The following is a 25,750-nucleotide window of genomic DNA, read 5'->3' as shown; positions in this document are numbered from 1 at the left end:
CATTGCACGCGCTTGGGGAGAGCGCGTGCGCACGAAAGGTCAATGAAGACATGACTGATATCAACCTCGGACTGTACTTCCTCTCCGAGTTCGTCGGGACGGCCATGCTGATCCTGCTCGGCTGCGGTGTCGTCGCCAACGTCGCGCTCGCCAAGAACAAGGGCTACGCGGGCGGATTCCTCATGGTCAACTGGGGATGGGGTCTCGCCGTGTTCGCCGGTGTTCTCGTCTCCGCCTACTCCGGCGCGATCATCAACCCGGCGGTCGGAATCGGCCTGCTCATCGCCGGCAAGATCACGTTCGCCGCGTTCCTCGTCGCCACCGCTGCAGAGCTGCTGGGCGCCATCGTCGGCGCCGTGCTCGTCTGGCTCGCGTACAAGCAGCACTTCGACGACGAGCCGGATGCTGCGAACAAGCTCGGCGTGTTCTCGACCGGCCCCGCGATCCGCTCCTACGGCTGGAACCTCGTCACCGAGATCATCGGCACGTTCGTGCTGGTGTTCGTGATCCTCGCGTTCGCGGATTACGGCGACATCGAGGTGGGCACTCCCGGCGGCCTCGGCCCGCTCACCGCACTGCCCGTCGCCCTGCTCGTCGTCGGCATCGGCGCCTCGCTCGGTGGCCCGACCGGATACGCGATCAACCCGGCACGTGACCTCGGTCCGCGCATCGCGCACGCCATCCTGCCGATCAAGGGCAAGGGCTCGAGCGACTGGTCGTACTCGTGGGTTCCGGTCGTCGGCCCGCTCATCGGCGGCGCGATCGCCGCCCTTCTCGCACCGGCGCTGCTGAGCCTCGCCTGACCCGCATCGATTTCAAAGGAGAAACACAATGGCTGAGTACATCATCGCGATCGACCAGGGAACCACGTCGAGCCGTGCCATCATCTTCGACCGCAAGGGCAGCATCATCGCCACCGGCCAGAAGGAGCATGAGCAGATCCTGCCGAAGGCGGGCTGGGTCGAACACGACGCGCTGGAGATCTGGCGCAACGTGCAGGAGGTCATCGGCCTGGCGCTGAGCCGCGCCGACCTCACCCGCCACGACATCGCCGCGGTCGGCATCACGAACCAGCGCGAGACCGCGGTGGTGTGGGACAGGAACACCGGAAAGCCGGTGTACAACGCGATCGTCTGGCAGGACACCCGCACCCAGGAGATCGTCGACCGCCTCGCGGCCGACGGCGGTGTCGAGCGCTTCAAGCCGGTGGTCGGTCTGCCGCTGGCGACCTACTTCTCGGGCACGAAGATCACCTGGATCCTCGAGAACGTCGAGGGCGCGCGCGAGAAGGCCGAGGCCGGCGACCTGATGTTCGGCACCACCGACTGCTGGGTCCTGTGGAATCTCACCGGCGGCACCGACGGCGGCGTGCACGCCACGGATGTCACCAACGCGTCGCGCACGATGTTCATGGACCTCGAGACGCTCGAGTGGCGCGATGACATCCTCGAGGCGTTCGGGGTGCCGCGGTCGATGATGCCCGAGATCCGCTCGTCGTCTGAGGTGTACGGCGCGGCCGAGAGCTCGTCGCTGCTGCGCGAGACGCCCATCGCGGGCATCCTGGGAGACCAGCAGGCCGCCACGTTCGGTCAGGCCGCGTTCGACACGGGCGAGAGCAAGAACACCTACGGCACGGGCTGCTTCCTCATCTTCAACACCGGCGAGGAGATGGTGCACTCGAAGAACGGTCTGCTCACGACCGTCGGCTACAAGCTCGGTGACGGCCCGACGCACTACGCGCTCGAAGGCTCGATCGCCGTCACCGGGTCGCTGATCCAGTGGCTGCGTGACCAGCTGGGGATCATCAGCTCAGCTCCCGAGGTCGAAGACCTGGCCAGCCAGGTCGAGGACAACGGCGGCGTGTACATCGTGCCCGCGTTCTCGGGTCTCTTCGCGCCGTACTGGCGTTCGGATGCCCGCGGCGCCATCGTGGGCCTGACCCGGTACTCGAACCGCAACCACATCGCCCGTGCCGCTCTCGAGGCGGTCGCCTTCCAGACGCGAGACGTGCTGGACGCGGTGAACGCGGATGCCGGCGTGGATCTCTCGGAGCTGAAGGTCGACGGCGGGATGGTGGCCAATGACGCGCTCATGCAGTTCCAGGCCGACGTGCTCGGCGTGCCTGTCGTGCGTCCGGTCGTCGCAGAGACCACCGCCCTCGGCGCGGCGTACGCCGCGGGCCTCGCCGTGGGCTTCTGGAGCGGGTTGGACGACCTGTCGGCCAACTGGCAGGAGGACAAGCGCTGGGAGCCGACGATGGATGCCGATGAGCGCGACCGCCAGCTGCGCCTGTGGCGCAAGGCCGTCTCGAAGTCGATGGACTGGGTGGACGCCGACGTGAGGTGATCCCTGATCGACGAAGCGGGCCCGGAGAGCGATCTTCGGGCCCGCTTCGTCTTGCGAGTCTTGCGAGTCTTGCGAGTCTTGCGAGGGCGATCAGCCCTTGCCGAACAGCTTCTGGATCTCTGCGAGGTCGGCCTCGCTCGGCGCCTTCTGCCCGCCGAGTCCGAAACCGGTTCCGGTCGGCGTGGCGTTCGCGGTCGCAAGGCCGGCGTTCTCTGCGGCGCGCTTGGCCGGGTTGCCGGACCGCGAGCCGCCGCTCTTGCCCTTGCCGCCCTTCTTGCCGCGCTTGCTCGACGCGCCCGGCTTGCCCATCGGCCCCATGCCGGGGATGTTCGGCGTGCCGCCGCGCGCAACGGTCTTCATCATCTTGGCCGCCTGCTCGAAGCGCTGCACGAGCTGGTTGACGTCGGTGACGGTCATTCCCGATCCCTTGGCGATGCGCAGCCGGCGCGAGCCGTTGAGGATCTTCGGGTTGCGACGCTCACCGGGGGTCATCGAGCGGATGATCGCCTCGGTGCGGTCGATCTCGCGCTCGTCGAAGTCCTCGAGCTGCTGCTTCATCTGCCCCATGCCCGGCAGCATGCCGAGCATCTTCTTCATGGAGCCCATCTTCTTCATCTGCTGAAGCTGCTCGAGGAAGTCCTCGAGGGTGAACGCCTCGTTGGCGAGCTTCTCGGCCATCTTCAGGGCCTCTTCCTCATCGAAGGCCTGCTGCGCCTGCTCGATGAGGGTCAGGATGTCGCCGAGGTCGAGGATGCGGCTCGCCATGCGGTCGGGGTGGAAGGGCTCGAGGTCCTCGAGGTTCTCGCCTGTCGAGGCGAAGATGATCGGGCGTCCGGTGACCGAGGCCACCGACAGCGCCGCGCCACCGCGGGCGTCGCCGTCGAGCTTCGACAGCACGACGCCGGTGAAGTCGACGCCCTCCTGGAATGCCTTGGCGGTGTTGACCGCGTCCTGTCCGATCATCGCGTCGATGACGAACAGCACCTCGTCGGGGCTGGTCGCCTTGCGGATGTCGGATGCCTGCTTCATCAACTCGGCGTCGACGCCGAGGCGTCCGGCCGTGTCGATGATGACGACGTCGTGCTGGTGCCGGCGGGCGTAGTCGACGCCGTCCTTGGAGACGCGGATCGGGTCGCCGACGCCGTTGCCGGGCTCCGGAGCGAAGATGGTGGCTCCCGCACGCTCGGCGACCACCTGCAGCTGGTTCACGGCGTTCGGACGCTGCAGGTCGGCAGCGACCAGCAGCGGCGTGTGTCCTTCGCCCTCGAGCTGCTTGGCGAGCTTGCCGGCGAACGTGGTCTTGCCCGAGCCCTGCAGACCGGCGAGCATGATCACCGTCGGCGGGTTCTTGGCGAACTCGAGGCGGCGCTGCTCGCCGCCCAGGATCGCGACGAGCTCCTCGTTCACGATCTGAACGACCTGCTGCGCCGGGTTCAGCGCCTTGTTGACCTCGTCCCCGAGGGCGCGTTCGCGCACCTTCGACGTGAAGTCCTTGACGACCTGCAGCGCGACATCCGCGTCGAGCAGAGCGCGCCGGATCTCGCGGACAGTGCCGTCGACATCGGCGGGGGTCAGCTTTCCCTTCGTGCGCAGGTTGCGGAAGGTCTCGGTGAGCCGATCGGAGAGCGTGCCAAAGGTAGCCATGGTGCCTCCGATTCTACGCGAGCGGCGGGCGTCGTCCGCTCAGCGCCAGGGAAGATCGTGCACGCTGCGCATCGCATCCTCGAACCGCGCCTCGAGCGACGCCTGACCGGCACCCTGCTCCGCCCACACCCGTACCGACGACAGCACGGCCGCAGCCAGAGCTGAACCCAGGATGTCGGCGCGGATCGCCTCGATGCCGGCGCTGCGCGCGGTCGCGGCGATCGCCGAAGCCAGCCGGGCATGGCGCAGCCCGGTGTCGCGCATCAGCCCCGCTTCGACGCCCATGGCACTCGCGTGACGGAGGGCGAGTGCCAGCGGGTCCGGTGCCAGATCGTGGAGCATGGGACGCAGCGCGTCTCGCACGGCAGCGCCGTCGGCATCCGTTCCCAGGCGCGCCAGCGCGACCAGAGCCGCGTCGACCCTCGCGTCGAACCCCGACCACAGCACGTCGCTCTTCGATGAGAAGTAGTTGAAGAAGCTCGACCGGCTCACTCCGGCGCGACGCGTGATGTCGACGATGGACGTCGCCTCGTATCCCTGCTCGAGGAACAGCTCGCAGGCCGCCTCCGCGAGCGTCTCGCGAGACGACGCCCGGGGACGTCCTGCTCGCGAAGCCGTGCTCATAGCGATCAGCGTAGCCGCGCGTCGTGCCCATCGATCCCGTCGACCGCGTATTGTGGAAGCGACGCCTGTTCTTGGACGCCATCCAACAATTGGGAGAAGCCCCGATGCTCGACATCCAGACACCTGGTCTCGCACCCGACTACGTGCCCTACCTCGACGGGTGGGAGCTGCAGCGCAGCGTGCATCGCGACGTCGTCGCCGGCACCAGGACCGACACCCTGCTGCTGCTCGAGCACGAGGCGGTCTACACCGCGGGGAAGCGGACCGAGGAACATGAGCGACCGCAGGACGGCACGCCGGTGGTCGATGTCGACCGCGGCGGGAAGATCACCTGGCACGGTCCGGGTCAGCTGGTCGGATACCCCATCGTGCGGCTGCACGAGCCGATCGATGTGGTCGCGCACGTGCGTCGACTCGAGCGGCTGCTGATCGGCATCCTGAAGCCGCTCGGCGTGGACGGCTACCAGGTCGACGGGCGCAGCGGAGTCTGGGTGCGTCGTCCGCTCGGCGAGGACAAGGTGGCCGCGATCGGCGTGCGCGTGCAGCAGGGAGTGACCATGCACGGCTTCGCGATCAACTGCGACAACACGCTGGCCGGCTTCCGCGGCATCATCCCCTGCGGCATCGCCGATGCCGGTGTGACGACCGTGAGCGAGGTCACCGGAGCGCCGGTCGCACCGCGCGACATCGTCGGCGCGGTCGCCGACGCCTTCATCGCCGAGTACGCGACCGAGAACGAAGGAGTCGCCGCATGAGCGCCGCCCACCCCGACGGACGCAGACTGCTGCGCCTCGAAGTCCGCAACGCCGAGACGCCCATCGAGCGCAAGCCCGCCTGGATCAAGACCAAGGCGAAGATGGGACCGGAGTACACGGCCCTGCAGTCGCTGGTGAAGACCGAGGATCTGCACACCGTCTGCCAGGAGGCCGGCTGCCCCAACATCTTCGAGTGCTGGGAAGACCGCGAGGCGACCTTCCTCATCGGCGGTTCGCAGTGCACCCGCCGCTGCGACTTCTGCCAGATCGACACGGGCAAGCCCGACGCCTACGACATCGATGAGCCGCGTCGGGTCGCGGAGAGCGTGCAGCGGATGGGCCTGCGCTACGCCACCGTCACGAGCGTCGCCCGCGACGACCTGCCGGACACGGGCGCGTGGCTGAACGCCGAGACCGTGCGTCAGATCCATGCGCTGAACCCGAACACCGGCGTCGAGCTGCTCGCCAACGAGCACAACGCCGACCCGGCTTTCCTGGGGCAGATCTTCGACGCGCGCCCCGAGGTCTTCGCGCACAACGTCGAGACGGTTCCGCGCATCTTCAAGCGCATCCGGCCCGCCTTCACGTACGAGCGCTCGCTGAGCGTGATCACGCAGGGGCACGACGCGGGACTCATCACGAAATCGAACCTCATCCTCGGCATGGGCGAGGAGCCGGAGGAGGTCGTGCAGGCGCTGCAGGATCTGCGCGATGCCGGATGCGACATCATCACCATCACGCAGTACCTTCGCCCGACGCCGCGCCACCTGCCCGTCGCCCGGTGGGTGAAGCCGGACGAGTTCGTCGAGTTCAAGGCCGAGGCCGAGCGCATCGGATTCCTCGGCGTGCTCGCCGGTCCCCTCGTGCGCTCGTCGTACCGTGCCGGACGTCTGTGGGCTCAGTCGATGATCTCGAAGGGCCGCGAGATCCCGCCGCACCTCGCGCATATCGCCGAGAGCGCCGACCTCGGATTCGCGCAGGCCGTCTGAGGCTCAGTCGGCGCTGGTGACCGACTGCACCGAGCCGTCGGATGCCAGGTTGACCAGCAGCACCTCGTCGGTCTCATCGGCGTCGAGCGCGTACTCGAGCACCGCGAACGGCTCCGATCCGCCGTGCTCGTCGGCGAGGATCGTCATGCTCGACAGCCGCAGCGACCGGATGATGTCGACCGCGGCGTCACCGCTGACGTCGACGAGCACGTCTTCGAGCTCGTCGCCGAACGCCTCCTGCTGCTGCAGAATGTACTCGGTCACCTCGCTGGTGCGGTCGTCGACCTCGGTCAGCATCGCGCCGCGCACCGTGGCATCCAGGTCCTCGATCCCGGCGATCAGCGCCGCCGCGACGTCCAGTGCGGCGATGGACACGTCGTCCTGGTCGGGGGCGGTGAGGTCGACGGTGACGGACTGGTCGCCGACGTCCACCTGCTCGCTCCAGAAGATGGCGCCGTCGGGCCCCGAGGAGAGAACCCCGAAGTAGTCGTGTTCGATCGCCATAACGCTATGAAACCAGCCTCTCCGCCGCGGCGGTAGTCCTACGCGCCGACGAGCGACGACACGAACACGTGGGGGGTGAAGCCGGTGAGATCATCGATCCCCTCACCCTGGCCGAGGAGCTTCACCGGGATGCCCGTGCGCTCCTGCACAGCGAGGACGAAGCCGCCCTTGGCGGAGCCGTCGAGCTTGGTGATCACCAGCCCGGTGACCCCGGCATGCTGCAGGAACGATTCCGCCTGCATGACGCCGTTCTGACCGGTCGTCGCGTCCAGGACGAGCAGCACTTCGCTGATGGGGGCCTGCTTCTCGATCACGCGGCGCACCTTCGACAGCTCGTCCATCAGACCGCTCTTGGTGTGCAGGCGTCCGGCGGTGTCGATGATGGCGATCTCGATGCCCTGGTTCTTGGCGTACTCCACCGTCTGGAAGGCGACGGATGCCGGATCCTGGCCCTCCTGCTGCGGACGGACGATGGCCGCTCCCCCGCGCTGCGCCCAGGTCGCGAGCTGCTCGACGGCCGCCGCGCGGAACGTGTCGGCCGCGCCGACCACGACGCTGCGCTCGAACCCGCGCAGGAACTTGGTGAACTTGCCGATCGTCGTCGTCTTGCCGACGCCGTTCACGCCGACCACGAGCACGACGGCGGGGCGCTCGGTGAGCTTGAGCGTGGTGTCGAACTTCGCGAACCGCTCTTCGAGGGTCTCGCGCAGCATGCGCTGCAGGTCTCGAGGGTCTGTGGTGCGGTAGCGGTCGACCTTCTCGTGCAGCTCGTCGAGGAGCTGCTCGGTGATGTCGGGGCCGAAGTCCGCGGTGATCAGCGCCGTCTCGAGGTCCTCCCACGTCGTCTCGTCGATCGTGGGCTTGACGAACATGCCGCGCAGCGCGCGACCAAGGGACCAGGACTTCTCCGCCATGCCCCCAGCCTAGGCGTTCGCGCCGGTGGGCCGGATCAGGCGGAGGCCGCGGCGCGGTCGCCCACGCGCTGTCCGACCACGGCCGACACGCCGTCCTGGCGCATGGACACGCCGTACAGCGCGTCGGCGATCTCCATCGTGCGCTTCTGGTGCGTGATCACGAGCAGCTGCGAGCTCTCACGCAGCTGCTCGAAGACGGTGAGCAGCCGGCCGAGGTTCGCGTCGTCGAGCGCGGCCTCGACCTCGTCGAGGATGTAGAACGGGCTGGGCCGCGCCTTGAAGATCGCGACGAGGAGCGCGACCGCTGCGAGCGAGCGCTCACCGCCCGAGAGCAGGGAGAGCCGCTCGATCTTCTTGCCGACCGGTCGCACGGCGACCTCGATCCCCGTGGTCAGCATGTCGTCCGGATTCGTGAGCGAGATGCTGCCGGAACCGCCGGGGAACAGCAGCGGGAACACCTCCCCGAACGCCTGCTTGGTGTCTTCGAACGCCGCGGCGAAGATCGTCTGCATGCGCTCGTCGAGCTCAGCGATGATCGTGAGCAGATCCTGACGGGTCTTCGTCAGGTCGGCGAGCTGCTCGGTGAGGAAGGCGTGCCGCTGCTCGAGTGCCGCGAACTCCTCGAGCGCGAGCGGGTTCACCCGGCCCAGCTGGGCGAGTTTGCGTTCGGCGTCCTTCAGTCGCCTCTCCTGCACGCGCCGGTCGAACGGGATGCCCGACGCGTCTTCGTCGTCCGCCTCCGTTCCCGGGTCTCGCGGAATCAGCTGATCGGGCCCGTATTCCGCGATGAGGGTGTCTTCGTCGAGCGCGAGCTCCGAGGCCACCCGATCGAGCAGGCTGCCGAGGTGGAGCTTCTTCTCGTGGATCTGCAGTTCGAGTCCGTGCACGCTCTCGGTGAGTCCGGTGAGGCGGTCACGCAGCGAGCTCTCCTGCTTGCGCAGGGCGACGAGCTCCTCGTTGTGCGCTGAGCGCTCGGCCTCGGCAGCGGCGAGGGCCACGCGCGCCTCGCTCACCGATCGGTCGATCGAGTCAAGCACGCGCGGCAGCTCCTCGGCGACCGCAGATGCCGCAGCCCGCTGCGCCCGTCGGATCACGGCACGTCTGGCAGCCTCAGCCGCGGCATCCCGCTCCTGCTCCCGCTGACGCTCGAGAGCGACCACCCGCGCCCGCGCTGCACGCACGCGCTCGCGCAGCGTCTCGATCTCGAGGCGAGCGCGCACCTCGCCCTCGCGGGCCGACTCCAGCGCTTCGACAAGTCCGTCACGGGTGGAGGCATCCAGCACGGGCCGCGGGTTGGATTCCGCCGCCTGGAGCTCGTTCTTCGCCGCTGCCGCCTTCTGCTCGGCATCCGCGACAGCCGACTGCGCCTGCGCGAGACTCGACTCGAGTCGGTCGCACTCCGCGACGGCTGCCTCGTGCTGCACGGTGACGCGGTTGACCTGCTCGGCGTGATTCGCCAGCGCGGCGTCGTGCTCGCGCAGCGCGCGCAGGGCGTCCTTCGCTGCTCGTCGCGCCATCTCTACCCGGTCAGTCGCGTCCACCCGCGCCTCGCGCAGCGCGTCGACGATCGTGCGCACCTCGGCCAGACGGTCGGTCGCCGCGTCCCGTTCCGCGGCGAGCTCGAGACGCGACGTCTCTCCCGACCCCGCGCGGAGGCTGTGCGCGGTGACGACCTCGCCGGTCTTCGTGACGACCGTGGTGCGGTCGTCGCCGAGCGCGTCGAGGGCACGACGCGCATCCCGCGCGCCGTCGAGATCCTCGACGATGAGCACGGTCGCGAGCAGCGACCGCACACCGTGCGGCGCATCGACGACATCGACAGCAGGAATCGCGCCGTCTACACCGGAAGCGACGACGGCCGAAGTGACCGTGCCCTCGGCGATCACCAGATCGACCGTCCCCCGCGCCCCCTGCGCCACGAGCGTGAACGCGTAGTCGGCGGCATCTACCAGCACGCCCTCGGCGAGCGGGCCGAGCACGGCGGCGATGGCGCCCTCGTAGCCTGCCTGCACCTGCACCGCGTCGCCGACCAGTCCGCGCACCCCTGCGGCTCCGGATGCCACGATCTCGGCCGCTCCGCCCGACAGTGAGAGCGCGCTCGTCAGCGCCGCAGCCTTCGCCGTCAGCGCGTCGGCTTCACGTTCGGCGTCATGCAGCCGCTCGCGCAGCGAGTCGCGCTCCGACTCCGCGGCGGAGACTTCCTTCTGCGCCTGGTCATAGGCGGCGGTGTACTCCGCGGCCGAGCCCTCGGGTGGGTGCGCGTCGTCGATCCCCTCGAGCGCATCTGCCGCCTCGCGGCGACGCTGATGCGCCGATTCGAGTGCCTGCTCCTGTCGCAGCACCGCGCCGCGCACGGCGGCGAGGGCGGATGCCGCCGCGTCGGCGTTGCCGCGCAGCGTGTTCAGCCGCATGTCGTACTGCGACACCAGAGCGCTCTGCTCGGCGATGTCGACGTCGAGGGTGTCGAGCTCGGCGCGCGCGTTCACGACCTCTCGGCTCGCTGCGACCGCGGCATCCTGCGCGTCGCCGAGACCCTCCGAGATACGCGTGATCTCGTCAGAGGCCTCGTCGATGGCATCCTGCGTGACGGTGATCGCGGTGACCGCGTCGTCAGCCTCGCTGCCGAGCAGCGCGAGGCGCTGGTTGGCGAGCGTGTACAGGCTGCGCATGCGCTCCTGCGCCTGTTCGAGAGCGAAGGCGACGCTGCGTGCGCGGTCGACGGCGGCAGAGTTCTGCTGCTGTTCCAGCCGCTGGATGCCCGCGCGAACGCCCTCCGCCTGCTCGGAGAGCACGAGGCGCTCGGTGTGCCGCTCGTGCTCGGTGCGCGTGTGGTCTGCGAGAGCCGTGCGCAGGGCGACCACGTCATCGGCGAACAGGCGAGCCTTGGCATCCCGCACCACCGCCGCGATCGTCTGCGCCTCGCGGGCGATCTCGGCCTGTCTGCCCAGTGGCTTCAGCTGGCGACGGATCTCGCCGGCGAGATCGCTGAGCCGCGTGAGGTTCGTCTCCATCGCGTCGAGCTTGCGGACCGTCTTCTCCTTGCGACGACGGTGCTTGAGGATGCCGGCGGCCTCTTCGATGAAGCCGCGGCGGTCCTCCGGCGACGCCTGCAGCACGGTGTCGAGGCGTCCCTGACCGACGATGACGTGCATCTCGCGGCCGAGACCCGAGTCGCTGAGCAGCTCCTGCACGTCGAGCAGCCGGCAGCTTGAGCCGTTGATGGCGTACTCGCTCGAGCCGTTGCGGAAGAGCGTGCGGCTGATCGTCACCTCGGCGTAGTCGATGGGCAGAGCGCCGTCGCTGTTGTCGATCGTCAGCTGCACCTCCGCGCGTCCGAGAGGACCGCGGGTCGAGGTGCCGGCGAAGATGACGTCCTCCATCTTCCCGCCGCGCAGCGTTTTGGCGCCCTGCTCGCCCATCACCCAGGCGAGCCCGTCCACGACATTCGACTTGCCCGACCCGTTCGGGCCGACGATGCATGTCACCCCCGGTTCGAACACGAAGGAGGTCGGCTGCGCGAACGACTTGAAGCCCTTGAGCGTCAGGCTCTTCAGATGCATGCCGGCGCCTTCGTGGTCAGGGGGTTCACGGGTCAGACGCTACCGGAATCACGCAGTACGGCGCGGATTCCGCGCCGTACTCGGAGCGTTCAGCAGCGCGATGACGCACGGGCGACACGCCGGGACGGAAGAAAATGCTTGACGGAAGCTGTGCGCCTTCACTAGCGTGGCGTCCGATCACAAGAGAGGAGGTCACCGATGACTACGAACAACAACGCCGCCTGGTTCTTCACCATGCCGCTTGCGCGTGCGCCATACGCCGCCGTGTCGGTGACCTTCGCCCGTTCTCAGGGCTAGAACCACACCGCCTCTCCCGGTCTCTCCGACGCATCCCTGCGTCAGATCGATGATCGCCGTCGCCGCCTCACCGGCAGTCGACCTCCGCCCGCACCGCGGGCCTCGCCCGTCAGCATCCTGACGCCTCGACGAGGACTCCGTGTTCGTCGACCGCTTCGGACGCTGCGTTCCCGGGCACCGTCTTCGCCGTGCCGGCGACGACGAGCCCAGCCACACCCACAGAAAGCGCACACATCGTGAGCACCGTTCTGCTGACCGATCACCGGCAGCAATCCACGTCCATCCATCCACCGGATACCGAGGGTCGTCAGATCCTCACCATCCCCGACCGAGACGGTCTGCAGCGCCTGACGCACGTCGACCGGCTCACCTTCCGCATCGGGCTGTGGCTGCTGCAGCGCAGCACCCGCACCCGTGACGAGAAGCCCTACTCGCCGGCTCCGGACCTCGACCGCCGGCCGATTCGCGAGACCGAGGCGATCAGCCTGCTGGTCTGGGGCTACCAGCGCAATCAGCTCTGAGAGGCAGACGATGTCCATCACCCTTCCCATCGGCGCGACCCTGCGTCCGCTCGAGCTCGCCGCCCGAGCGGACGCGGGGCCGTCCCCCGCAGTCCACGCCTATGCTGCCGTCCGCAACGAGCTGCTCATCGAGACCACCGGTCGCGACGATGACTTCCTCACGGCGTCCGAGCTGCTGTCGACGCTCTCCCCCACGCCCGACCGCGACCGGCGGCACTGGGCGATAGAACTCGACGGCGACACCGTGGGGCGCTGCGCGCTCGACATCCTGCGCGATGACGGCGGCGCGACCGCGTTCGTGACCGTCGCTCTGCTCCGTCGCGCGTGGGGCCGCGGGATCGGACCGGCCGCGTACGCGCAGATCGAGGCGGTGGCACGGGATGCCGGCGTGCGCAAGCTGCTCAACTGGTCGGAGCACCACGACACCGAGGCACCGCTGCCGCGGCTCGACTCCCCCACCGGGTTCGGGTCGGCTCCGCTCGACCGCACGGCGCGCTTCCTGCAGCGCAAGGGCTTCCGCCTGGAGCAGGTCGCGCGCGGGAGCGCGCTGATCTGGAGCGACAGGGTCGCAGATCACCTGCGCAGCCTGCGCGACGGTGCCGCAGCGCACGCTGCGGACTACCGCGTCGTGCAGTGGACGATGCCCACACCGGACGAGCACGTCGAGGGCTACGCCTGGATGAAGTCGCGCATGTCGACCGATGCGCCTGACGGGGACCTCGGGATGCCGGAGGAGGTCTGGGATGCCGATCGAGTGCGCCGAGAGGAGTCGCGCCTGACGGCGCGCGGCTGGACGCTTCTCGTCACCGCCGCGCAGCACGTCGTCACCGGTGAGCTCTGCGCATTCAACGAACTCGCACTCGGCGAAGACGTCGCCGCAGGCACTCACCAGTTCGACACTCTCGTGCTCTCCGAGCATCGCGGACACCGACTCGGCATGCTCGTAAAGACGGCGGGTCTGCTCGCCTGGCTCAACAGTCATCCGCTCTCGCCTCGAGTCACCACCTGGAACGCCGAGGAGAACCAGCCGATGCTCTCCATCAACGAAGCCATCGGCTTCACCCCGATCGCCTACGAGGGCGCCTGGAGGAAGGACCTCGCATGAGCACGACCATCACGAACGACAGGACCGGGCTGATCATCACCGCGCTGACGGTGCCGGAGACGCTGGACAGCCCTGACGCGGCGGACTTCCACGCGTTCGTCGCGTTGAACAACGCCATCTGCGTCAGCGATACGGGACTGGACGACCTGGGTCGCACCGCCGACGAGATGCTGCCGCAGTGGCGCGCCTCGACCGACTACGTGCAGCAGACCCTGCTCGCCCGAGAGGGCGAACGGATCGTGGGAGCTGTGACGGTGAGCCACGCGACGGCCGAGCCGACCAGCGCGGAGAGCGATCTGATGGTTATGCCCGAGAACTGGGGCCGCGGCATCGAGCACGCGCTGCTCGCCGAGGCCGAGGCGGAGGTGCGTCGGATCGGCCGCAAGGTGATCCAGTCCTGGACTCTGCACCGCGCCGCCCCCGGTGACTCGCCCCTCGTCCCGAAGACCGGATGGGGTCACATCTCGCGGACCCCACACGCTCAGCTGCTCGCCGACGACGGCTTCACGCTCGAGCAGGTGGAGCGCAACAGCGCCTTCGACCTGCAGGGTGATCTCGCGCCGATCGAGAGGATGCTCGCCGACGCGCTCGCCGTCGCCGGCGACGAGTACCGCCTGGTCGAGTGGACGGTGCCCACCCCGCCCGAGCTGCGGTCCGGGTACGCGTGGGCGCTCTCGCGGATGTCGACGGATGCCCCCAGCGGACATCTCGAGATGGATGAGGAGATCTGGGATGCCGATCGCCTCGCCCGGCGCGATGCCAGGTTCGTCGAGGGCGGCCAGACGGTCTCGGTCGCCGCGGTGAAGCACGTCCCCACGGACACGCTCGCCGCGTTCAACGAGCTGGTGATCGGATCGGATCCGACCGGGGTGACGCACCAGTACTGCACGCTGGTGCTCAAGGAGCACCGCGGGCATCGCCTGGGCCAGATCGTGAAATGCGCGAACATCCTCCGCTGGCGCGGGATCGCGCCTGACTCGCCGCGCATCACCACCTTCAACGCCGAGGAGAACCGTCCCATGCTCGACATCAACGAGGCGATGCGGTTCCAGCCGGTTTCCTACGCGGGCGCCTGGCAGAAGAAGCTGAACTGACGATCCTCCGTGCGTCATCGCTCGACGTGCGTGAGCTGACCCAGGACGACCTGCCGGTGTATCAGTGCCCGTCGATGATCGACATGAATCCGGCAAAGGCGAACAGCCCGGGCACGACGTACAGGAACACCAGCGTCGCGCACCAGCCGAGCGCTCCGACGAGTGATAGGAATCCCACGCGACGGTCTCGCATCTTCAGTCGCCTGCCCGCCGAATCGATCTTCCGCTTCGGCTCGACCCAGGTGACGGTCGGATCTGCCATGGTGGCACGGAACGAGGTGCGCGCGGTGGGATCGCCCTGCCCCGGCACCCGGTCGTCGCGATATCGAGCTGCCGCCCGAGACACCACTGGTACAGCGCAGGTGATGAGCACGCCGAATCGCTCCCAGGTCTCTGCGCGGGTGAAGTCCGCCGAGCCCGGAGCGAAGAAGACCACGGTGTCGTCGACCATCTCGACGTTGAAGGCCACGGCATGGTCGAGCAGAGCCACCATCACGTCTGGCGCGAGCAGGTACAGAGCATCGGTGCCGTAGTCATTCGGGGCGTAGACGCGGAAGTGACGGTCGAAATCACCCTCCAGCGAGATCCGCTGGCTCTGCTCCAGGTGCACGGGCAGCTGCTTCGAGATGCCGCCCGACTTCACGGAGCTGAGGACGACGTGCGGGACGGGGGCGGGCAGCCGGAGCATCAGGTAGTGCCAGTCGTCGCTGCTCGCGCGCTTGGCTCTGAGCTGGCCGAACTCGACGTCCCCAGCCACGAATCGCGGATGGAAGTACGTCGCCGCTACGCCTGTGGTGATCAGAGATCGGAACCGCGCTCTTCGGGTCGGCTGCGGCTCGAACCCGTTGGCGAGAGAAGTCAGGGTCTGACGCCAGCTTGCGAGGCGTGATCTGCGCGACGGCGGCAGCTTCGACCACCGCCACAGCAGAAGCGCGCCAGCGCACCAGATCAGGAAGACCACAGTCAGGATCACGATATCGCGCACATCCACCGCTGTGATCCGGTTCTCCTGCAGCGTGTCGATCCGCACGCCCAGCGTGAACCAGACGATGCAGAGGTACCACAGCATCAGGCAGTGGTTCACGTGCACGATCAGCTGGCGCGCGGTCGGCATCCAGCGCGGGCGTGACCCGCGGCGAGCCCGGTCGATCGCGGCAGCGACCTCGAACTCCGGCGCGCTCAGCCACCGCAGATCCATCATCCCCCTGCCCTGCACAAGGTCAGCGCCTCCGCTGGCAGCGCGGGCAGTAATGGCTGGAGCGATTCATGAAGGCCTCGCGGCGGATCGGCCCACCGCACCGCGGGCACGGTTCTCCCCCGCGACCGTAGGCATTGAAGGAATGCGCGAAGTAACCGGCCTGGCCGTTCACGTTGACGTACTGCGCGTCGAAGCTCGTGCCGCCCTCAGCCAGGGCCTTCTCGAGCACGAGGCGCACCTCGGCCAGCAGCCGGTGCAGCGCCGGCACCGATATCGCCGTGCCATGCGTCTCAGGGTGGATCCGCGCCGCCCACAGCGACTCGTCGGCGTAGATGTTGCCGATGCCGCTGACCAGCGACTGATCGAGGAGGATGCGCTTGATCGCGCTGGATCGCCGGCGGATGCGGGCTATCACCTCGCGCTCGTCGAACGCGGGATCGAGCGGATCGCGGGCGATGTGCGCGACCTGCGACGGCACGAGCGGATCGGCGGTGCCGTAGCCGCCCGGGGCGGCATCCGGGGTGGGCAGCAGCCGGTCGACGGCCAGCGACCCGAAGGTGCGCTGATCGGCGAAGACGACGGCGAGAACGCCGTGACCCGGATGCTCGATGCGCAATCGCACCCGCTCATGACGCTCGAGCGGGGCATCCGGATCGCGCAGCAGCATCTGCCCGCTCATGCCGAGATGCGCGACGAGAGCCTCCTGCTCCCCCGCGCTGTCCGCGAGCGGCAGCCAGAGGAACTTGCCGCGTCGCGCGGCGGAGCGCACGTCGCGCCCCTCGAGACGGCCGACGAAGTCGGCGGCGCCGTGCGGATGCCTGGTGAGGGCGCGTTCATCGAGGACGTCGACCGAGAGCACGCGCGAGCCGGTGACCGCGGGCGCGAGGCCGTGGCGCACAACCTCGACCTCGGGAAGCTCGGGCACGCGAGATCAGACCCGGTCGCTGAGCAGCCGCCACGCCGTGAGCGCGGCAGCCATCTCGGCCGTCTTCTTGCTCGTGCCGACGCCGGTGCTCGCCAGGTCGCCGACGCGCACCGTGGCGGTGAACACACGGTTGTGGTCGGGGCCGGCGGACTCGATGGAGTACACCGGCGGAGTGGACCCGAGACGCGCGGCCAGCTCCTGCAGGCTGGTCTTCGGGTCCATCGCCGCGCCGTAGCGCTCGGGGTCCGCGAGCAGCGGCTCGGTCAGCCGCAGCACCAGCTCAGTCGCGGCATCCGGTCCGGCCGAAAGGAAGGTCGCACCGAAGACGGCTTCCATCGTGTCGGCGAGGATCGAATCCTTGTCGCGGCCGCCGGTCTGCTCCTCGCCTCGTCCGAGACGAAGGTGCTCACCGAGGCCTATAGCGCGAGCGACCTCGGCGAGGGCGACGGTCGACACGACGCTTGCGCGCCGTTTGGCCAACTCGCCCTCGTCGAGGTCGGGAAGCGTGGTGAAGAGCATGACGGTCACCGCGAGTCCGAGCACCGAGTCTCCGAGGAACTCGAGACGCTCGTTGTTCGGGATGCCACCGTGCTCGTACGCATAGGAACGATGCGTGAGCGCACGTTCCAGCAGTTCAGGATCGATGTCGACGCCGAGCTTCTCGACCAGCGAGGCTCGCCCCGTGAGAATCTCGGACATCACCGACCCGATCAGATGTCGGCGACCTTGCGGCCCTTGTACTCGAGGAACAGCTCGGTGCCCTGCGAATCCGTGACGACCTTCGCCTGGTGCGGACGGCTGTAGACGACCTTGCCGTTTTCGATGGTCTTCACCAGAGCGGTGGGCTCCGCCTTCCACTGCGCGCGGCGCGAGCGGGTGTTGGAACGGGAGACCTTGCGCTTCGGGGGGTTACCGGCCATGACTAGCTCTCTTCTTTCTCGGCGCCGCGGCGGTCTGCCGGGGCGTCCTGGTCTGTGATCTGGCGGAGCGCGCTCCATCGAGGATCGATGGGAGCAGTGCTCTCTGCGTCGGTGCTCACGGCCAGCTTCTCGCCCGTGTTCGGATCGAGACCCGGGCAATCCGGCTGACACACCGGCTGAAATGGAAGCGACAGTACAACCGCATCCCTGACCAGAGTTTCAAGATCCACGTGGTCGTCTTGAACCTCGAAGTCAGTTTCTTCCTCTCCAGGATACGCGAAAAGCTCCTGGAACTCGACTTCGACGGGCGCAGAGATCTCTGTGAGGCAACGACCGCACTCGCCGGAGTACTCCGAATCGGCCGTTCCGGACACGAGGATTCCCTCGTGCACCGACTCCAGACGCACGTCCAGATCGAGGATCTCACCGGCTTCGACAGCGACGATGCCCTCACCCCACTTCTCGCGGAGGGTGACCTCGAAGCGATGCTCGCGCATCTCCCCCGGCTTGCGGACGATGTCGCGGACGGGGAGGAAGAAGGGACCGTTCACTCGGGATTTCACCCCGCCATGCTACCGGTCGCAGATGGACGGGGGCCGAACGACTCAGAGCCCGCGGGCTCCCGTGTCGAGGAAGGAGGCGACGACGGGCGGCACGAACGGCGAGACGTCGCCGCCGAGGGCGGCAACCTGACGCACCAGCGAGCTTGACACCATGGCGTGGGCGGGATCGGGCAGCAGGAACACCGTCTCGATGTCGGCCAGGTGACGGTTCACGATCGCCATCGGCGACTCGTATGCGACGTCGACCTGCGAGCGGATGCCCTTGACCAGCACCCCGGCGTCGACATCGCGGGCGTAGTCGACAAGCAGGCCCATGCTCCACGACCCGACGATGATGTGTCCCTCGACGCCGGCCTCGGCGATCGACTGCTCGAGCAGGCTCAGTCGCTGAGCGATCGGGAGCATCGCCTCCTTGCCGGGGTTGTGCACGACCAGCACGTGCAGCTCGTCGTAGAGGCGGGCAGCCCGCGAGATCACGTCAAGATGCCCGAGCGTGGGCGGGTCGAACGATCCGGGAACGACGGCGATCCGAGAATTCACGCCTTCAGCCTATGACATCGTGCCCTCAGTTCTTGCTGAGGGCCGCCCGATCCGATTCGCTCACTCGGCCGGCGATCGCGACGCGCAGACCGGGATGCTCGACGAGCATCGGGTCGTCTTTGAGGATGTCGGCGGCGATGTCACGCGCGTAGGCGATGAGCCCGGCATCCTTCACCACCCGCAGCAGCCGCAGCGACGACTTCACGCCCGCCTGCGCGGCCCCGAGCACGTCGCCCTCACCGCGCAGCTCGAGGTCGACCTCGGCCAGCTCGAATCCGTCGAGCGTGGCGGCTACCGCCTCGACGCGCTCGCGCGCCAGAGAGCCGCCCTCAGCCTCGGTGACCAGCAGGCAGAGGCCCGCGTGCTCGCCGCGGCCCACACGACCGCGCAGCTGGTGCAGCTGCGACACGCCGAACCGATCGGCGTCCATGATCACCATCGTCGAGGCGTTCGGCACGTCGACGCCCACCTCGATCACCGTCGTGGCGATGAGCAGGTCGATCTCCCCGCGTGCGACCGCGCGCATCACGGCATCCTTCTCCTCGGCCGGCATCTTGCCGTGCAGCACGGCCCGACGCACGCCTCCCAGCACCGGATGCGTGGCGAGCAGCTGCTCGAGCTGCACCACACCCCAGCGTGGGCCCTTGCCCTCGACGTCCGGCGGCGGCTGGTCATCGACCTCGACCGAGTCCTTCGCGGTGTCGATAGCCGCGCATACGGCGAACACCTGACGGCCCTCTGCGATCTCCTCGGCTGCGCGCCCCCAGACCCGCTGGAACCACTCCGGATGCTCGGCCAGCGGCGCGACATGGCTCGTGATCCCGGCGCGCCCCGCCGGCATCGAGCGGATGACGGAGGTGTCGAGGTCGCCGAACACCGTCATCGCGACCGTGCGCGGGATGGGGGTCGCGGTCAGCACGATCGCGTGCGGCGCGGTGCCCTTCGCGCGCAGCATCTCGCGCTGCTCGACGCCGAACCGGTGCTGCTCGTCGACGACGACGAGCGCCAGGTCGGCGAAGGTGGTCTTCTCGGAGAGCAGCGCGTGCGTGCCGATGACGATGAGCGATTGCCCGGATGCCACGCGCAGCGCGGCCTTGCGCCGTGCCGGCGCGGACATCTGACCGGTGAGCAGCGTCGGAATGAGCTCGGCCGCCATGTCGGGGCCGAGCATCTTCGTGATCGAGCGGAGGTGCTGCGCGGCGAGCACCTCGGTGGGGGCGATGAGCGCGGCCTGTCCCCCGGATTCAGCCGTCTGGAGCATCGCCCGCAGCGCGACCAGGGTCTTGCCCGAGCCGACCTCGCCCTGGATGAGCCGGTTCATCGGCCGATCGGCACTCAGATCGGCCGCGATCACCGCCCCGACGCGCTGCTGGTCGGGCGTGAGGGTGAAGGGCAGCGTCGCGTCGAAGCGCTCGAGAAGCCCTCCGGGGCGTGCCGTACGCGGGGTGGCGGTGAGCGAGCGCACCTGGATGCGCTGCTGCAGCAGCGCCGTCTGCAGCACGAGTGCTTCGTGCATGCGCAGCGTGCGAACGGCCGGTTCGATGTCGCCCCTGCGCCGCGGACGATGGATGGCGTCGAGCGCCTGCCGTGCGGTGAGCAGTCCCTCGCGAGCGCGGATGTCGTCGGAGAGAGGGTCGGGCACGTCGCCGAGCTGGTCGAGCACGACGCCGATCAGCTTCGCGATCTGCCAGCTCTGCATCGCCGAGGTCGCCGGGTAGATCGGGATGGGAACGTCCTGCAGGGCATCCGCCTGGCGGTAGGCGCTCTCGGTGTCGTCGAAGAGCTGGTAATCCGGATGCGCGAACTGCACCTTGTCCTTGAACATCCCGACCTTGCCCGAGAAGATGCCGCGGCGTCCGACCGACAGCTCCTTCCTGCGCCACTCCGCCTGACCGAGGTTCTTCGCGAAGAATGTCAGCGCCATCTGCCCGACGCCATCGCCGATGACGACCTCGAGCATCGCGCCACGTCGGTTGCGCATCTCGCGAGCAGTCGCCGAGATGACCTCGCCGACGATCGTGACGGTCTCGCCGATCGGCAGCTCCAGGATCGGGGTCAGCTCGCCACGATCCGCATAGCGTCGCGGATAGTGTCCCAGCAGATCCCCGACGCTCGTCATCCGGAACGCCTTCTCGAGGGTCTTTGCCGTGGACGCGCCGACGGCGGTCGTCAGCGGCGTGTCGAGCTCGAAGGACATGGTTCGAGTCTAGGGAGCGCCGGAGACATCGACCGCCGTGTCGTATCGTGATCGGGTGACGAGGATCATCGCCGGCGCCGCCCGTGGCGCACGCCTGGACGTGCCGGGCGCCGGCACCCGCCCCACCAGCGACCGCGTGCGCGAGTCGCTCTTCGGAGCGCTGGAGTCGATGGATGCCATCGACGGTGCCCGCGTACTCGACCTGTACGCCGGCAGCGGTGCGCTCGGTCTCGAGGCGTGGAGCCGGGGCGCCCAGCGCGTCGATCTCGTCGAGATCTCCCGCACGGCGGCGAACATCGTCGGCCGCAACGTCACCGTGGTCGCGAAGGCCATGAGCGCGGAGCCGGCGGCGAAGGTGCATCAGAGCGCCGTCCGCGCCTACCTCTCGCGAGCGCAGGGTCCGTTCGATCTCGTGTTCATCGATCCGCCGTACGATCTCGACGACGCGGCCATGACGGCCGACCTGGTCGCGCTCGCGGCTCTGCTGTCGGAGGAAGCGGTGGTCGTCATCGAGCGCGGCAAACGGGCGACGCCACCCGACCTCGGTGCCGCCGGCCTCACTCTCCTGAGGGAGAAGGCGTACGGGGACACTCGCGTGTGGTGGGCGGAGCCGTCGGGCGAGCAGGCCTGACGCCGCACCCGCTGCGCTGTCAGCGCGCGTGATCCCAGTCGCGGTACGGGTCCCACCCCGACTCGGCGACCGGCTCCCCGTCGACGAGCACCGACGCGTCCCCGCGAGTGAGCACCTGGCCGATCGACGTGAAGCCGTCGGGAACCTCACCGGGAGCGAAGGTCGCCAGCAGGCCGTGATCCTCTCCCCCGCCCAGCGCACGGCCTCGATCGCCCCCGAATGCCAGCGCGTCCAGCGCGGAGCCCGAGAGCGCGATCGTCACACCGGAGGCATCCGCCATGCGAGAGCCGTCCAGTGCCAGGCCGTCGGAGACGTCCATCATGGCCGTGGCTCCGCCATCCGCCGCGATCGGTCCGAGCGCGAGCGGGGGCACCGGCCGCAGCTGCCGATCGAGGGCACGCTGCTGCACGGCATCCAGAGCTGAGCGATCGACCGGCACCGGGGTCGCACCGTTGCGGAAGCGGGCGAACAGCAGCCCGAGACCCGCGGCGGCCACGCCGAGCTCTCCCGCGAGGGCGACCACGTCGCCGGGCCGCGCACCGGCGCGCGTCACCGCGGAACGCCCGCCGAGATCGCCCAGCGCCGTGACCGCGATCATCAGCAGCTCCGAGACCGTGAGATCACCGCCGACGACCGAGCATCCCGGCGCCAGCTGAGCGCAGCACTCCCGGAAGCCGTCCGCCATCGCCTCGACGAACGACAGCCGGGTGCCGGCGGGCACGGCGAGCGACACGAGCAGGGCGGTGGGCACCGCGCCCATGGCGGCGATGTCGGAGAGGTTCACGGCAGCGGACTTCCAGCCGAGGTCGTAGCCGGTCGACCAGGCGAGGCGGAAGTCCGGCCCTTCGACCAGGGTGTCGGCGGTGGCGACGACCGATCCCGACGGAGCGGTGATCACTGCCGCGTCGTCACCCGGACCGAGCACGGCGTGCGCAGCAGGTGCGGTGCGCGCGAGGATGGCGCGGAGAACCGCTCCCTCCGAGATGTCGCCGATGCGCGGGTCGTCGTCGGAGCCGGATGCCATGCCGACAACGGTAGCCTGGAATCATGCTGCGCCGTCTCGCCCTGATCACCGGTGCGGCGGCGATGCTCGCCCTCACCGGCTGCTCGACCACCGTCGCCCTGACACCGGCCGCTGACGCGAACGACCCGGCATGCGCCGAGGTGACCGTGCGCCTCCCGCAGAGCGTGGCCGGGCAGGACCGCCGCTGGACCGATGCGCAGGCCACCGGGGCGTACGGGACGAACGGGAAGACGAGCGTCATCCTGACGTGCGGCGTCGCCGTTCCCGGGCCGACCGCGGATCTGCAGTGCGTGACCCTCGAGGGCATCGACTGGCTGGTCGATGAATCAGAGGCCCCCCGCATGCGCATGACCACCTATGGCCGCAGTCCTGCCGTGCAGGTCTTCGTCGACACCGAGGTCGTCAGCGCCAACGATGTACTCACCAGCCCGGGCATCGTGTCCGGCGTGCGGATGATCGATGCGGAGAGCGCCTGCACGGCCCCTGACGAGCTGACCGACTAGCCCTTCGGCAAGCTCAGGGACCCAGGGGGGCTCAGCGGCGCAGGCCCCCCTCGATCAGCTCGGTGATCAGCTCGCCGTAGCTCAGGCCCGACGCGATCCAGCACTTCGGGAACATCGAGATCGGAGTGAAACCGGGCATGGTGTTCAGCTCGTTCACGACGATCTCGCCATCGGCTGCGAGGAACACGTCCACCCGCGCGAGGCCCTTGCCGTCGACCGCCTCGAATGCGCGCACGCCGATCTGCTGCACGGCCGCGATCTCGGCATCCGACATCTCAGCCGGGCAGACGACGTCGACGCCCTCCCCGCCCAGGTACTTGCCCTCGAAGTCGTAGAAGCCGCGCGAGGTGAGCACGATCTCACCCGGCAACGATGCGCGCACTCCGTCGGCGGTCTCGAGGATCGCCACCTCGATCTCCCGGCCGACGATGCCCGTCTCGACGAGCACCTTCTCGTCCTCTGCGAAGGCCACCTCGAGAGCCGCGTCGAGCTCGCCGAGAGTCTCGACCTTCGACACGCCCACGCTGGAGCCGGCGCGTGCGGGCTTGACGAACAGCGGCAGGCCGAGCTCGGCGATCGCGGCGCGCAGCGGCGCCGAATCCTGCTGCCAGGCGCGCTGGCGAACCGTGACCCACGGCGAGACGGCGATGCCCTCGGATTCGAGTGCGACCTTCATGAAGTGCTTGTCCATGCACATTGCCGAGTCGAGCACTCCGCCGCCGGCGTACGGGATCTCGAGGATGTCGAAGAAGCCCTGAATCGTGCCGTCCTCACCGTGCGTGCCGTGCAGGATCGGCAGCACCACGTCGACGGCAGCGAGTTCGACGAGCGAGCCATCGGGCGCGACGACGCGCAGCACGCGGTCGCCACCGGCCTCCGGCCACCGGATCCGCGTGCCGTTGTCGCGCACCTCCGGCATGTTCGCCGCATCCAGCGCGAACTTCGCGGGGTCATCCTGCTCGAGCACGAACGCGCCCTCGCGGGTGATCCCGACGGGGATCACGTTGTAGCGATCGCGATCAATCGCCGCCAGCACCCCGCTCGCCGTTGCGGAGCTGATCGAGTGCTCGCTGGAACGCCCGCCGAAGAGCACCACCACCGTCTGCTTGTCCATGATTGGTCATCTCCTCCTGCGGAGTGTCGTCGTCGGTGGTCAGGTGCGGCGCGATGTCACGCGGGTCCATCCGCCCGTCGAGCACCATCTTCACCTGCTGCACGATGGGCATGTGCACTTCTGATTCGTGTGCGAGCTGGAGAATGGGAGCGACCGAGGCGAGGCCCTCCGCGGTCTGATTCATCTGCTTCACCACATCGTGGAAGCTGTACCCCTGCCCGAGCAGCCGCCCGGCGGTGTTGTTCCGGCTCAGCGGCGACTGGCACGTCGCGATCAGATCCCCGAGTCCCGCCAGACCCTGCAGCGTCTCGGGGCGGGCTCCGTTCGCCACTGCGAAGTCGGTCATCTCGACCAGACCGCGGGTGATGATCGACGCCTTGGTGTTCTCGCCGTACCCCACGCCGTCGACGATGCCGATGGCGACCGCGATGAGGTTCTTCAGCACGCCGCCGAACTCCGTGCCGATGACATCGGTGTTCACGAACGAGCGGAAGTAGCGGTTGCGGGCGGTGCGCGCCACGGCATCCGCTGTCTCCTGGCTGCGGGACGCGATCACGGCTGCGGTGGGCTGCTCTCGCGCGATCTCGAGCGCGAGGTTGGGTCCGGATGCCACGGCGATCCGGTCCGGATCGCATCCCAGCTCCTGCTCGATCACCTGACTCATCCGCAGACCCGACGAGCGCTCCACGCCCTTCATCAGGCTGATGATCGGGATGTCCTGGCCCGCGAGCAGCGGGCGCAGCGCCTTCAGATTCTCGCGCAGGGTCTGACTCGGCACCGACAGGTACACCTGCTGCGCGCCGTCGAGGGCGTGAGCGAGCTCGTGCGTCGCGTCGATGGTGCGGGGCAGGTTGATGCCGGGCAGGTACTTCGAGTTGCGCTTCGCCTCGGCGATCTCCTGCGCGAGCTCAGGCCGACGCGCCCACATGGTCACCTGGGCGCCGCCATCTGAGAGGATCTTGCCGAAGGTGGTGCCCCAGCTGCCGGCGCCGATCACGGCCGCACGAGTGCCGGAGGGCTGCGGTGTGCGCTTATGAATCAAGGCGGCCCGTCTCCTTCTGACCGTGGTCGCCCGGATTCCAGCGCTTCTCCGGGGCCTTCTCGTCGCGCAGCTCCTCGAGCAGGGCCGTGATGGCGGCCATCAGACGCTCGGTCGCGATGTTCAGCACACCCGGTTCGCCGGCGCGACCGCGCAGGTCGGACAGATCCACCGGATCGCCGATCAGCACGCGCACCGGCTTGCGCAGGGGCCAGAGGCTGAGCCCCTTCTGGTAGCGCCCCATGATCTGCTGGGTGCCCCACTGCGCCATCGGGATCAGCGGGATGTCGCCGGTGAGCGCGAGGCGCACGGCGCCCGACTTGCCGCGCATCGGCCACATCGCGGGATCGCGAGTCAGCGTCCCCTCGGGGTACACGATCACGCCGCGACCGTTCTCGACCAGTTCGCGCGACTGCGTGAGCGTCTGCTTCGCACCGGATGCCGATGATGCCCTGGCGACGGGGATCATCCCCGTCTTCCGCAGGACCCAGCCGAGGACGGGGGCGCGGAACAGGCTGTCCTTCGCCATGAACCGCGGCAGGCGCCCGGCGCGGTACACCGACATCGCCACGATCAGCGGGTCGAATTCGGAGTAGTGGTTCGGCGCCAGCACGAAGGCGCCCGTGCGGGGCAGCTTCTCGGCGCCGGAGACGGTGACCTTGGCCAGCAGCGACACAGGCGGGATCACGATCGCCGCGAGCGGCCAGAAGAGACTGGGGCGGCTGCGTTCTGAGGCGGCCATC

25 protein-coding genes are annotated in these 25,750 nt (G+C 68.7%); 9 read left to right on the top strand and 16 right to left on the bottom strand.

The features are described from left to right. The first annotated feature begins 50 nt into the window (after positions 1–50). Entirely contained in the window at positions 51–803 is a 753-nt protein-coding gene (locus ACIPV2_RS05005; RefSeq protein ID WP_400839046.1) for an MIP/aquaporin family protein, read from the top strand. Positions 804–831: 28 nt separating this feature from the next. Beyond that, the gene (gene glpK, locus ACIPV2_RS05000; RefSeq protein WP_400839044.1) at positions 832–2,346 is read left to right on the top strand and encodes a glycerol kinase GlpK; all 1,515 of its coding nucleotides are present in this window, start codon (positions 832–834) and stop codon (positions 2,344–2,346) included. 90 nt (positions 2,347–2,436) lie between these two features. Here the strand turns inward: glpK and ffh are convergent, their stop codons facing one another. Both ffh and ACIPV2_RS04990 read right to left on the bottom strand, forming a co-directional pair. Continuing rightward, positions 2,437–3,990: a signal recognition particle protein gene (gene ffh, locus ACIPV2_RS04995; protein ID WP_400839042.1), complete on the bottom strand. Its 1,554-nt coding sequence runs from the start codon at positions 3,988–3,990 to the stop codon at positions 2,437–2,439. Positions 3,991–4,029: 39 nt separating this feature from the next. Then, entirely contained in the window at positions 4,030–4,614 is a 585-nt protein-coding gene (locus ACIPV2_RS04990) for a TetR/AcrR family transcriptional regulator (protein WP_400839040.1), read from the bottom strand. Between the two features lie 104 nt (positions 4,615–4,718). Here ACIPV2_RS04990 and lipB point away from each other — a divergent pair, with 104 nt between their 5' ends. Beyond that, the gene (gene lipB, locus ACIPV2_RS04985) at positions 4,719–5,369 is read left to right on the top strand and encodes a lipoyl(octanoyl) transferase LipB (protein WP_400839921.1); all 651 of its coding nucleotides are present in this window, start codon (positions 4,719–4,721) and stop codon (positions 5,367–5,369) included. Further along, complete coding sequence (gene lipA / locus ACIPV2_RS04980) at positions 5,366–6,358, top strand: lipoyl synthase (RefSeq protein WP_400839038.1); 993 nt, start codon at positions 5,366–5,368, stop codon at positions 6,356–6,358. Before lipB ends, lipA begins: the two co-directional genes overlap by 4 nt. Before the next feature lie 3 nt (positions 6,359–6,361). On the opposite strand, the gene ACIPV2_RS04975 is transcribed toward lipA, so the two are convergent. The 3 genes from ACIPV2_RS04975 to smc are packed head-to-tail and all read right to left on the bottom strand — an operon-like array spanning position 6,362 to position 11,336. Beyond that, positions 6,362–6,862 (bottom strand): DUF2004 domain-containing protein, encoded by a 501-nt coding sequence (locus ACIPV2_RS04975; protein WP_101186475.1) that lies wholly within the window; start codon positions 6,860–6,862, stop codon positions 6,362–6,364. Positions 6,863–6,900: 38 nt separating this feature from the next. Then, a complete protein-coding gene (ftsY, locus tag ACIPV2_RS04970; RefSeq protein ID WP_101186474.1) occupies positions 6,901–7,776 on the bottom strand; it encodes a signal recognition particle-docking protein FtsY in 876 nt (291 codons plus the stop codon). Between the two features lie 35 nt (positions 7,777–7,811). Next, the gene (smc, locus tag ACIPV2_RS04965; RefSeq protein ID WP_400839035.1) at positions 7,812–11,336 is read right to left on the bottom strand and encodes a chromosome segregation protein SMC; all 3,525 of its coding nucleotides are present in this window, start codon (positions 11,334–11,336) and stop codon (positions 7,812–7,814) included. A 533-nt stretch (positions 11,337–11,869) separates the two neighbouring features. On the opposite strand from smc, the gene ACIPV2_RS04960 reads away from it, so the two are divergent. Genes ACIPV2_RS04960 through ACIPV2_RS04950 form a run of 3 tightly spaced genes read left to right on the top strand, consistent with a single transcriptional unit; the run spans position 11,870 to position 14,353 of the window. Next, positions 11,870–12,154, top strand: a complete 285-nt coding sequence (locus tag ACIPV2_RS04960; protein WP_400839033.1) for a hypothetical protein — start codon at positions 11,870–11,872, stop codon at positions 12,152–12,154. A 10-nt stretch (positions 12,155–12,164) separates the two neighbouring features. After that, entirely contained in the window at positions 12,165–13,259 is a 1,095-nt protein-coding gene (locus ACIPV2_RS04955) for a GNAT family N-acetyltransferase (protein ID WP_400839031.1), read from the top strand. After that, positions 13,256–14,353 carry a GNAT family N-acetyltransferase gene (locus ACIPV2_RS04950; RefSeq protein WP_400839029.1) on the top strand — a complete coding sequence of 366 codons (1,098 nt, stop codon included), beginning with the start codon at positions 13,256–13,258 and terminating at the stop codon, positions 14,351–14,353. Before ACIPV2_RS04955 ends, ACIPV2_RS04950 begins: the two co-directional genes overlap by 4 nt. A 61-nt stretch (positions 14,354–14,414) precedes the next feature. On the opposite strand, the gene ACIPV2_RS04945 is transcribed toward ACIPV2_RS04950, so the two are convergent. Genes ACIPV2_RS04945 through ACIPV2_RS04915 form a run of 7 tightly spaced genes read right to left on the bottom strand, consistent with a single transcriptional unit; the run spans position 14,415 to position 20,696 of the window. Next, complete coding sequence (locus ACIPV2_RS04945) at positions 14,415–15,554, bottom strand: hypothetical protein (RefSeq protein ID WP_400839027.1); 1,140 nt, start codon at positions 15,552–15,554, stop codon at positions 14,415–14,417. 19 nt (positions 15,555–15,573) lie between these two features. Continuing rightward, positions 15,574–16,476 (bottom strand): bifunctional DNA-formamidopyrimidine glycosylase/DNA-(apurinic or apyrimidinic site) lyase, encoded by a 903-nt coding sequence (gene mutM, locus ACIPV2_RS04940; protein ID WP_400839025.1) that lies wholly within the window; start codon positions 16,474–16,476, stop codon positions 15,574–15,576. 6 nt (positions 16,477–16,482) lie between these two features. Further along, positions 16,483–17,175, bottom strand: coding sequence for a ribonuclease III (gene rnc, locus ACIPV2_RS04935; RefSeq protein WP_400839023.1), 693 nt, complete (start codon positions 17,173–17,175; stop codon positions 16,483–16,485). An 11-nt stretch (positions 17,176–17,186) separates the two neighbouring features. After that, complete coding sequence (gene rpmF / locus ACIPV2_RS04930; protein ID WP_101186469.1) at positions 17,187–17,396, bottom strand: 50S ribosomal protein L32; 210 nt, start codon at positions 17,394–17,396, stop codon at positions 17,187–17,189. 2 nt (positions 17,397–17,398) lie between these two features. Then, positions 17,399–17,947, bottom strand: coding sequence for a DUF177 domain-containing protein (locus ACIPV2_RS04925; RefSeq protein ID WP_101186468.1), 549 nt, complete (start codon positions 17,945–17,947; stop codon positions 17,399–17,401). 54 nt (positions 17,948–18,001) lie between these two features. After that, positions 18,002–18,499: a pantetheine-phosphate adenylyltransferase gene (gene coaD, locus ACIPV2_RS04920; protein WP_101186467.1), complete on the bottom strand. Its 498-nt coding sequence runs from the start codon at positions 18,497–18,499 to the stop codon at positions 18,002–18,004. Positions 18,500–18,524: 25 nt separating this feature from the next. Then, positions 18,525–20,696, bottom strand: a complete 2,172-nt coding sequence (locus tag ACIPV2_RS04915) for an ATP-dependent DNA helicase RecG (protein WP_400839021.1) — start codon at positions 20,694–20,696, stop codon at positions 18,525–18,527. A gap of 55 nt (positions 20,697–20,751) precedes the next feature. Between ACIPV2_RS04915 and rsmD the strand changes: the two genes are divergently transcribed. Next, on the top strand, positions 20,752–21,327 hold the full coding sequence (gene rsmD, locus ACIPV2_RS04910) for a 16S rRNA (guanine(966)-N(2))-methyltransferase RsmD (protein WP_400839019.1): 576 nt from the start codon (positions 20,752–20,754) through the stop codon (positions 21,325–21,327). A 19-nt stretch (positions 21,328–21,346) separates the two neighbouring features. Here the strand turns inward: rsmD and thiL are convergent, their stop codons facing one another. Further along, positions 21,347–22,351 carry a thiamine-phosphate kinase gene (gene thiL, locus ACIPV2_RS04905; RefSeq protein WP_400839017.1) on the bottom strand — a complete coding sequence of 335 codons (1,005 nt, stop codon included), beginning with the start codon at positions 22,349–22,351 and terminating at the stop codon, positions 21,347–21,349. A gap of 23 nt (positions 22,352–22,374) precedes the next feature. Between thiL and ACIPV2_RS04900 the strand changes: the two genes are divergently transcribed. Beyond that, positions 22,375–22,854, top strand: coding sequence for a DUF3515 family protein (locus tag ACIPV2_RS04900; RefSeq protein WP_101186463.1), 480 nt, complete (start codon positions 22,375–22,377; stop codon positions 22,852–22,854). Positions 22,855–22,885: 31 nt separating this feature from the next. On the opposite strand, the gene ACIPV2_RS04895 is transcribed toward ACIPV2_RS04900, so the two are convergent. From ACIPV2_RS04895 to ACIPV2_RS04885, 3 genes are read right to left on the bottom strand one after another with little or no spacing between them, the layout of a single operon-like run. Further along, positions 22,886–23,968 carry a D-alanine--D-alanine ligase family protein gene (locus ACIPV2_RS04895; protein WP_400839014.1) on the bottom strand — a complete coding sequence of 361 codons (1,083 nt, stop codon included), beginning with the start codon at positions 23,966–23,968 and terminating at the stop codon, positions 22,886–22,888. Next, positions 23,874–25,010 (bottom strand): NAD(P)H-dependent glycerol-3-phosphate dehydrogenase, encoded by a 1,137-nt coding sequence (locus ACIPV2_RS04890; protein WP_400839012.1) that lies wholly within the window; start codon positions 25,008–25,010, stop codon positions 23,874–23,876. The genes ACIPV2_RS04895 and ACIPV2_RS04890 overlap by 95 nt, the downstream gene beginning before the upstream one ends. Beyond that, positions 25,000–25,749, bottom strand: coding sequence for a lysophospholipid acyltransferase family protein (locus tag ACIPV2_RS04885; RefSeq protein WP_400839010.1), 750 nt, complete (start codon positions 25,747–25,749; stop codon positions 25,000–25,002). The genes ACIPV2_RS04890 and ACIPV2_RS04885 overlap by 11 nt, the downstream gene beginning before the upstream one ends. Between the last annotated feature and the right edge of the window lies 1 nt (position 25,750).

The sequence above is a fragment of the Microbacterium sp. NPDC089987 genome (genome assembly GCF_044748505.1).
Lineage (GTDB): Bacteria > Actinomycetota > Actinomycetes > Actinomycetales > Microbacteriaceae > Microbacterium.
This window is presented reverse-complemented; position numbering and strand designations above follow the sequence as displayed.

Excerpts from the sequence above, each read along its gene's own strand:
- ACIPV2_RS04975 (WP_101186475.1), bottom strand. The coding sequence starts at position 6,862 with ATGGCGATCGAACACGACTACTTCGGGGTTCTCTCCTCGGGGCCCGAC.
- ACIPV2_RS04900 (WP_101186463.1), top strand. The coding sequence starts at position 22,375 with ATGCTGCGCCGTCTCGCCCTGATCACCGGTGCGGCGGCGATGCTCGCC.
- ffh (WP_400839042.1), bottom strand. The coding sequence starts at position 3,990 with ATGGCTACCTTTGGCACGCTCTCCGATCGGCTCACCGAGACCTTCCGC.
- ftsY (WP_101186474.1), bottom strand. The coding sequence starts at position 7,776 with ATGGCGGAGAAGTCCTGGTCCCTTGGTCGCGCGCTGCGCGGCATGTTC.
- rnc (WP_400839023.1), bottom strand. The coding sequence starts at position 17,175 with ATGTCCGAGATTCTCACGGGGCGAGCCTCGCTGGTCGAGAAGCTCGGC.
- ACIPV2_RS04955 (WP_400839031.1), top strand. The coding sequence starts at position 12,165 with ATGTCCATCACCCTTCCCATCGGCGCGACCCTGCGTCCGCTCGAGCTC.
- lipB (WP_400839921.1), top strand. The coding sequence starts at position 4,719 with ATGCTCGACATCCAGACACCTGGTCTCGCACCCGACTACGTGCCCTAC.
- rpmF (WP_101186469.1), bottom strand. The coding sequence starts at position 17,396 with ATGGCCGGTAACCCCCCGAAGCGCAAGGTCTCCCGTTCCAACACCCGC.
- smc (WP_400839035.1), bottom strand. The coding sequence starts at position 11,336 with ATGCATCTGAAGAGCCTGACGCTCAAGGGCTTCAAGTCGTTCGCGCAG.
- glpK (WP_400839044.1), top strand. The coding sequence starts at position 832 with ATGGCTGAGTACATCATCGCGATCGACCAGGGAACCACGTCGAGCCGT.
- ACIPV2_RS04945 (WP_400839027.1), bottom strand. The coding sequence starts at position 15,554 with ATGATGGATCTGCGGTGGCTGAGCGCGCCGGAGTTCGAGGTCGCTGCC.
- ACIPV2_RS04885 (WP_400839010.1), bottom strand. The coding sequence starts at position 25,749 with ATGGCCGCCTCAGAACGCAGCCGCCCCAGTCTCTTCTGGCCGCTCGCG.
- ACIPV2_RS04915 (WP_400839021.1), bottom strand. The coding sequence starts at position 20,696 with ATGTCCTTCGAGCTCGACACGCCGCTGACGACCGCCGTCGGCGCGTCC.
- ACIPV2_RS04950 (WP_400839029.1), top strand. The coding sequence starts at position 13,256 with ATGAGCACGACCATCACGAACGACAGGACCGGGCTGATCATCACCGCG.
- ACIPV2_RS04990 (WP_400839040.1), bottom strand. The coding sequence starts at position 4,614 with ATGAGCACGGCTTCGCGAGCAGGACGTCCCCGGGCGTCGTCTCGCGAG.
- ACIPV2_RS04895 (WP_400839014.1), bottom strand. The coding sequence starts at position 23,968 with ATGGACAAGCAGACGGTGGTGGTGCTCTTCGGCGGGCGTTCCAGCGAG.
- ACIPV2_RS05005 (WP_400839046.1), top strand. The coding sequence starts at position 51 with ATGACTGATATCAACCTCGGACTGTACTTCCTCTCCGAGTTCGTCGGG.
- thiL (WP_400839017.1), bottom strand. The coding sequence starts at position 22,351 with ATGGCATCCGGCTCCGACGACGACCCGCGCATCGGCGACATCTCGGAG.
- lipA (WP_400839038.1), top strand. The coding sequence starts at position 5,366 with ATGAGCGCCGCCCACCCCGACGGACGCAGACTGCTGCGCCTCGAAGTC.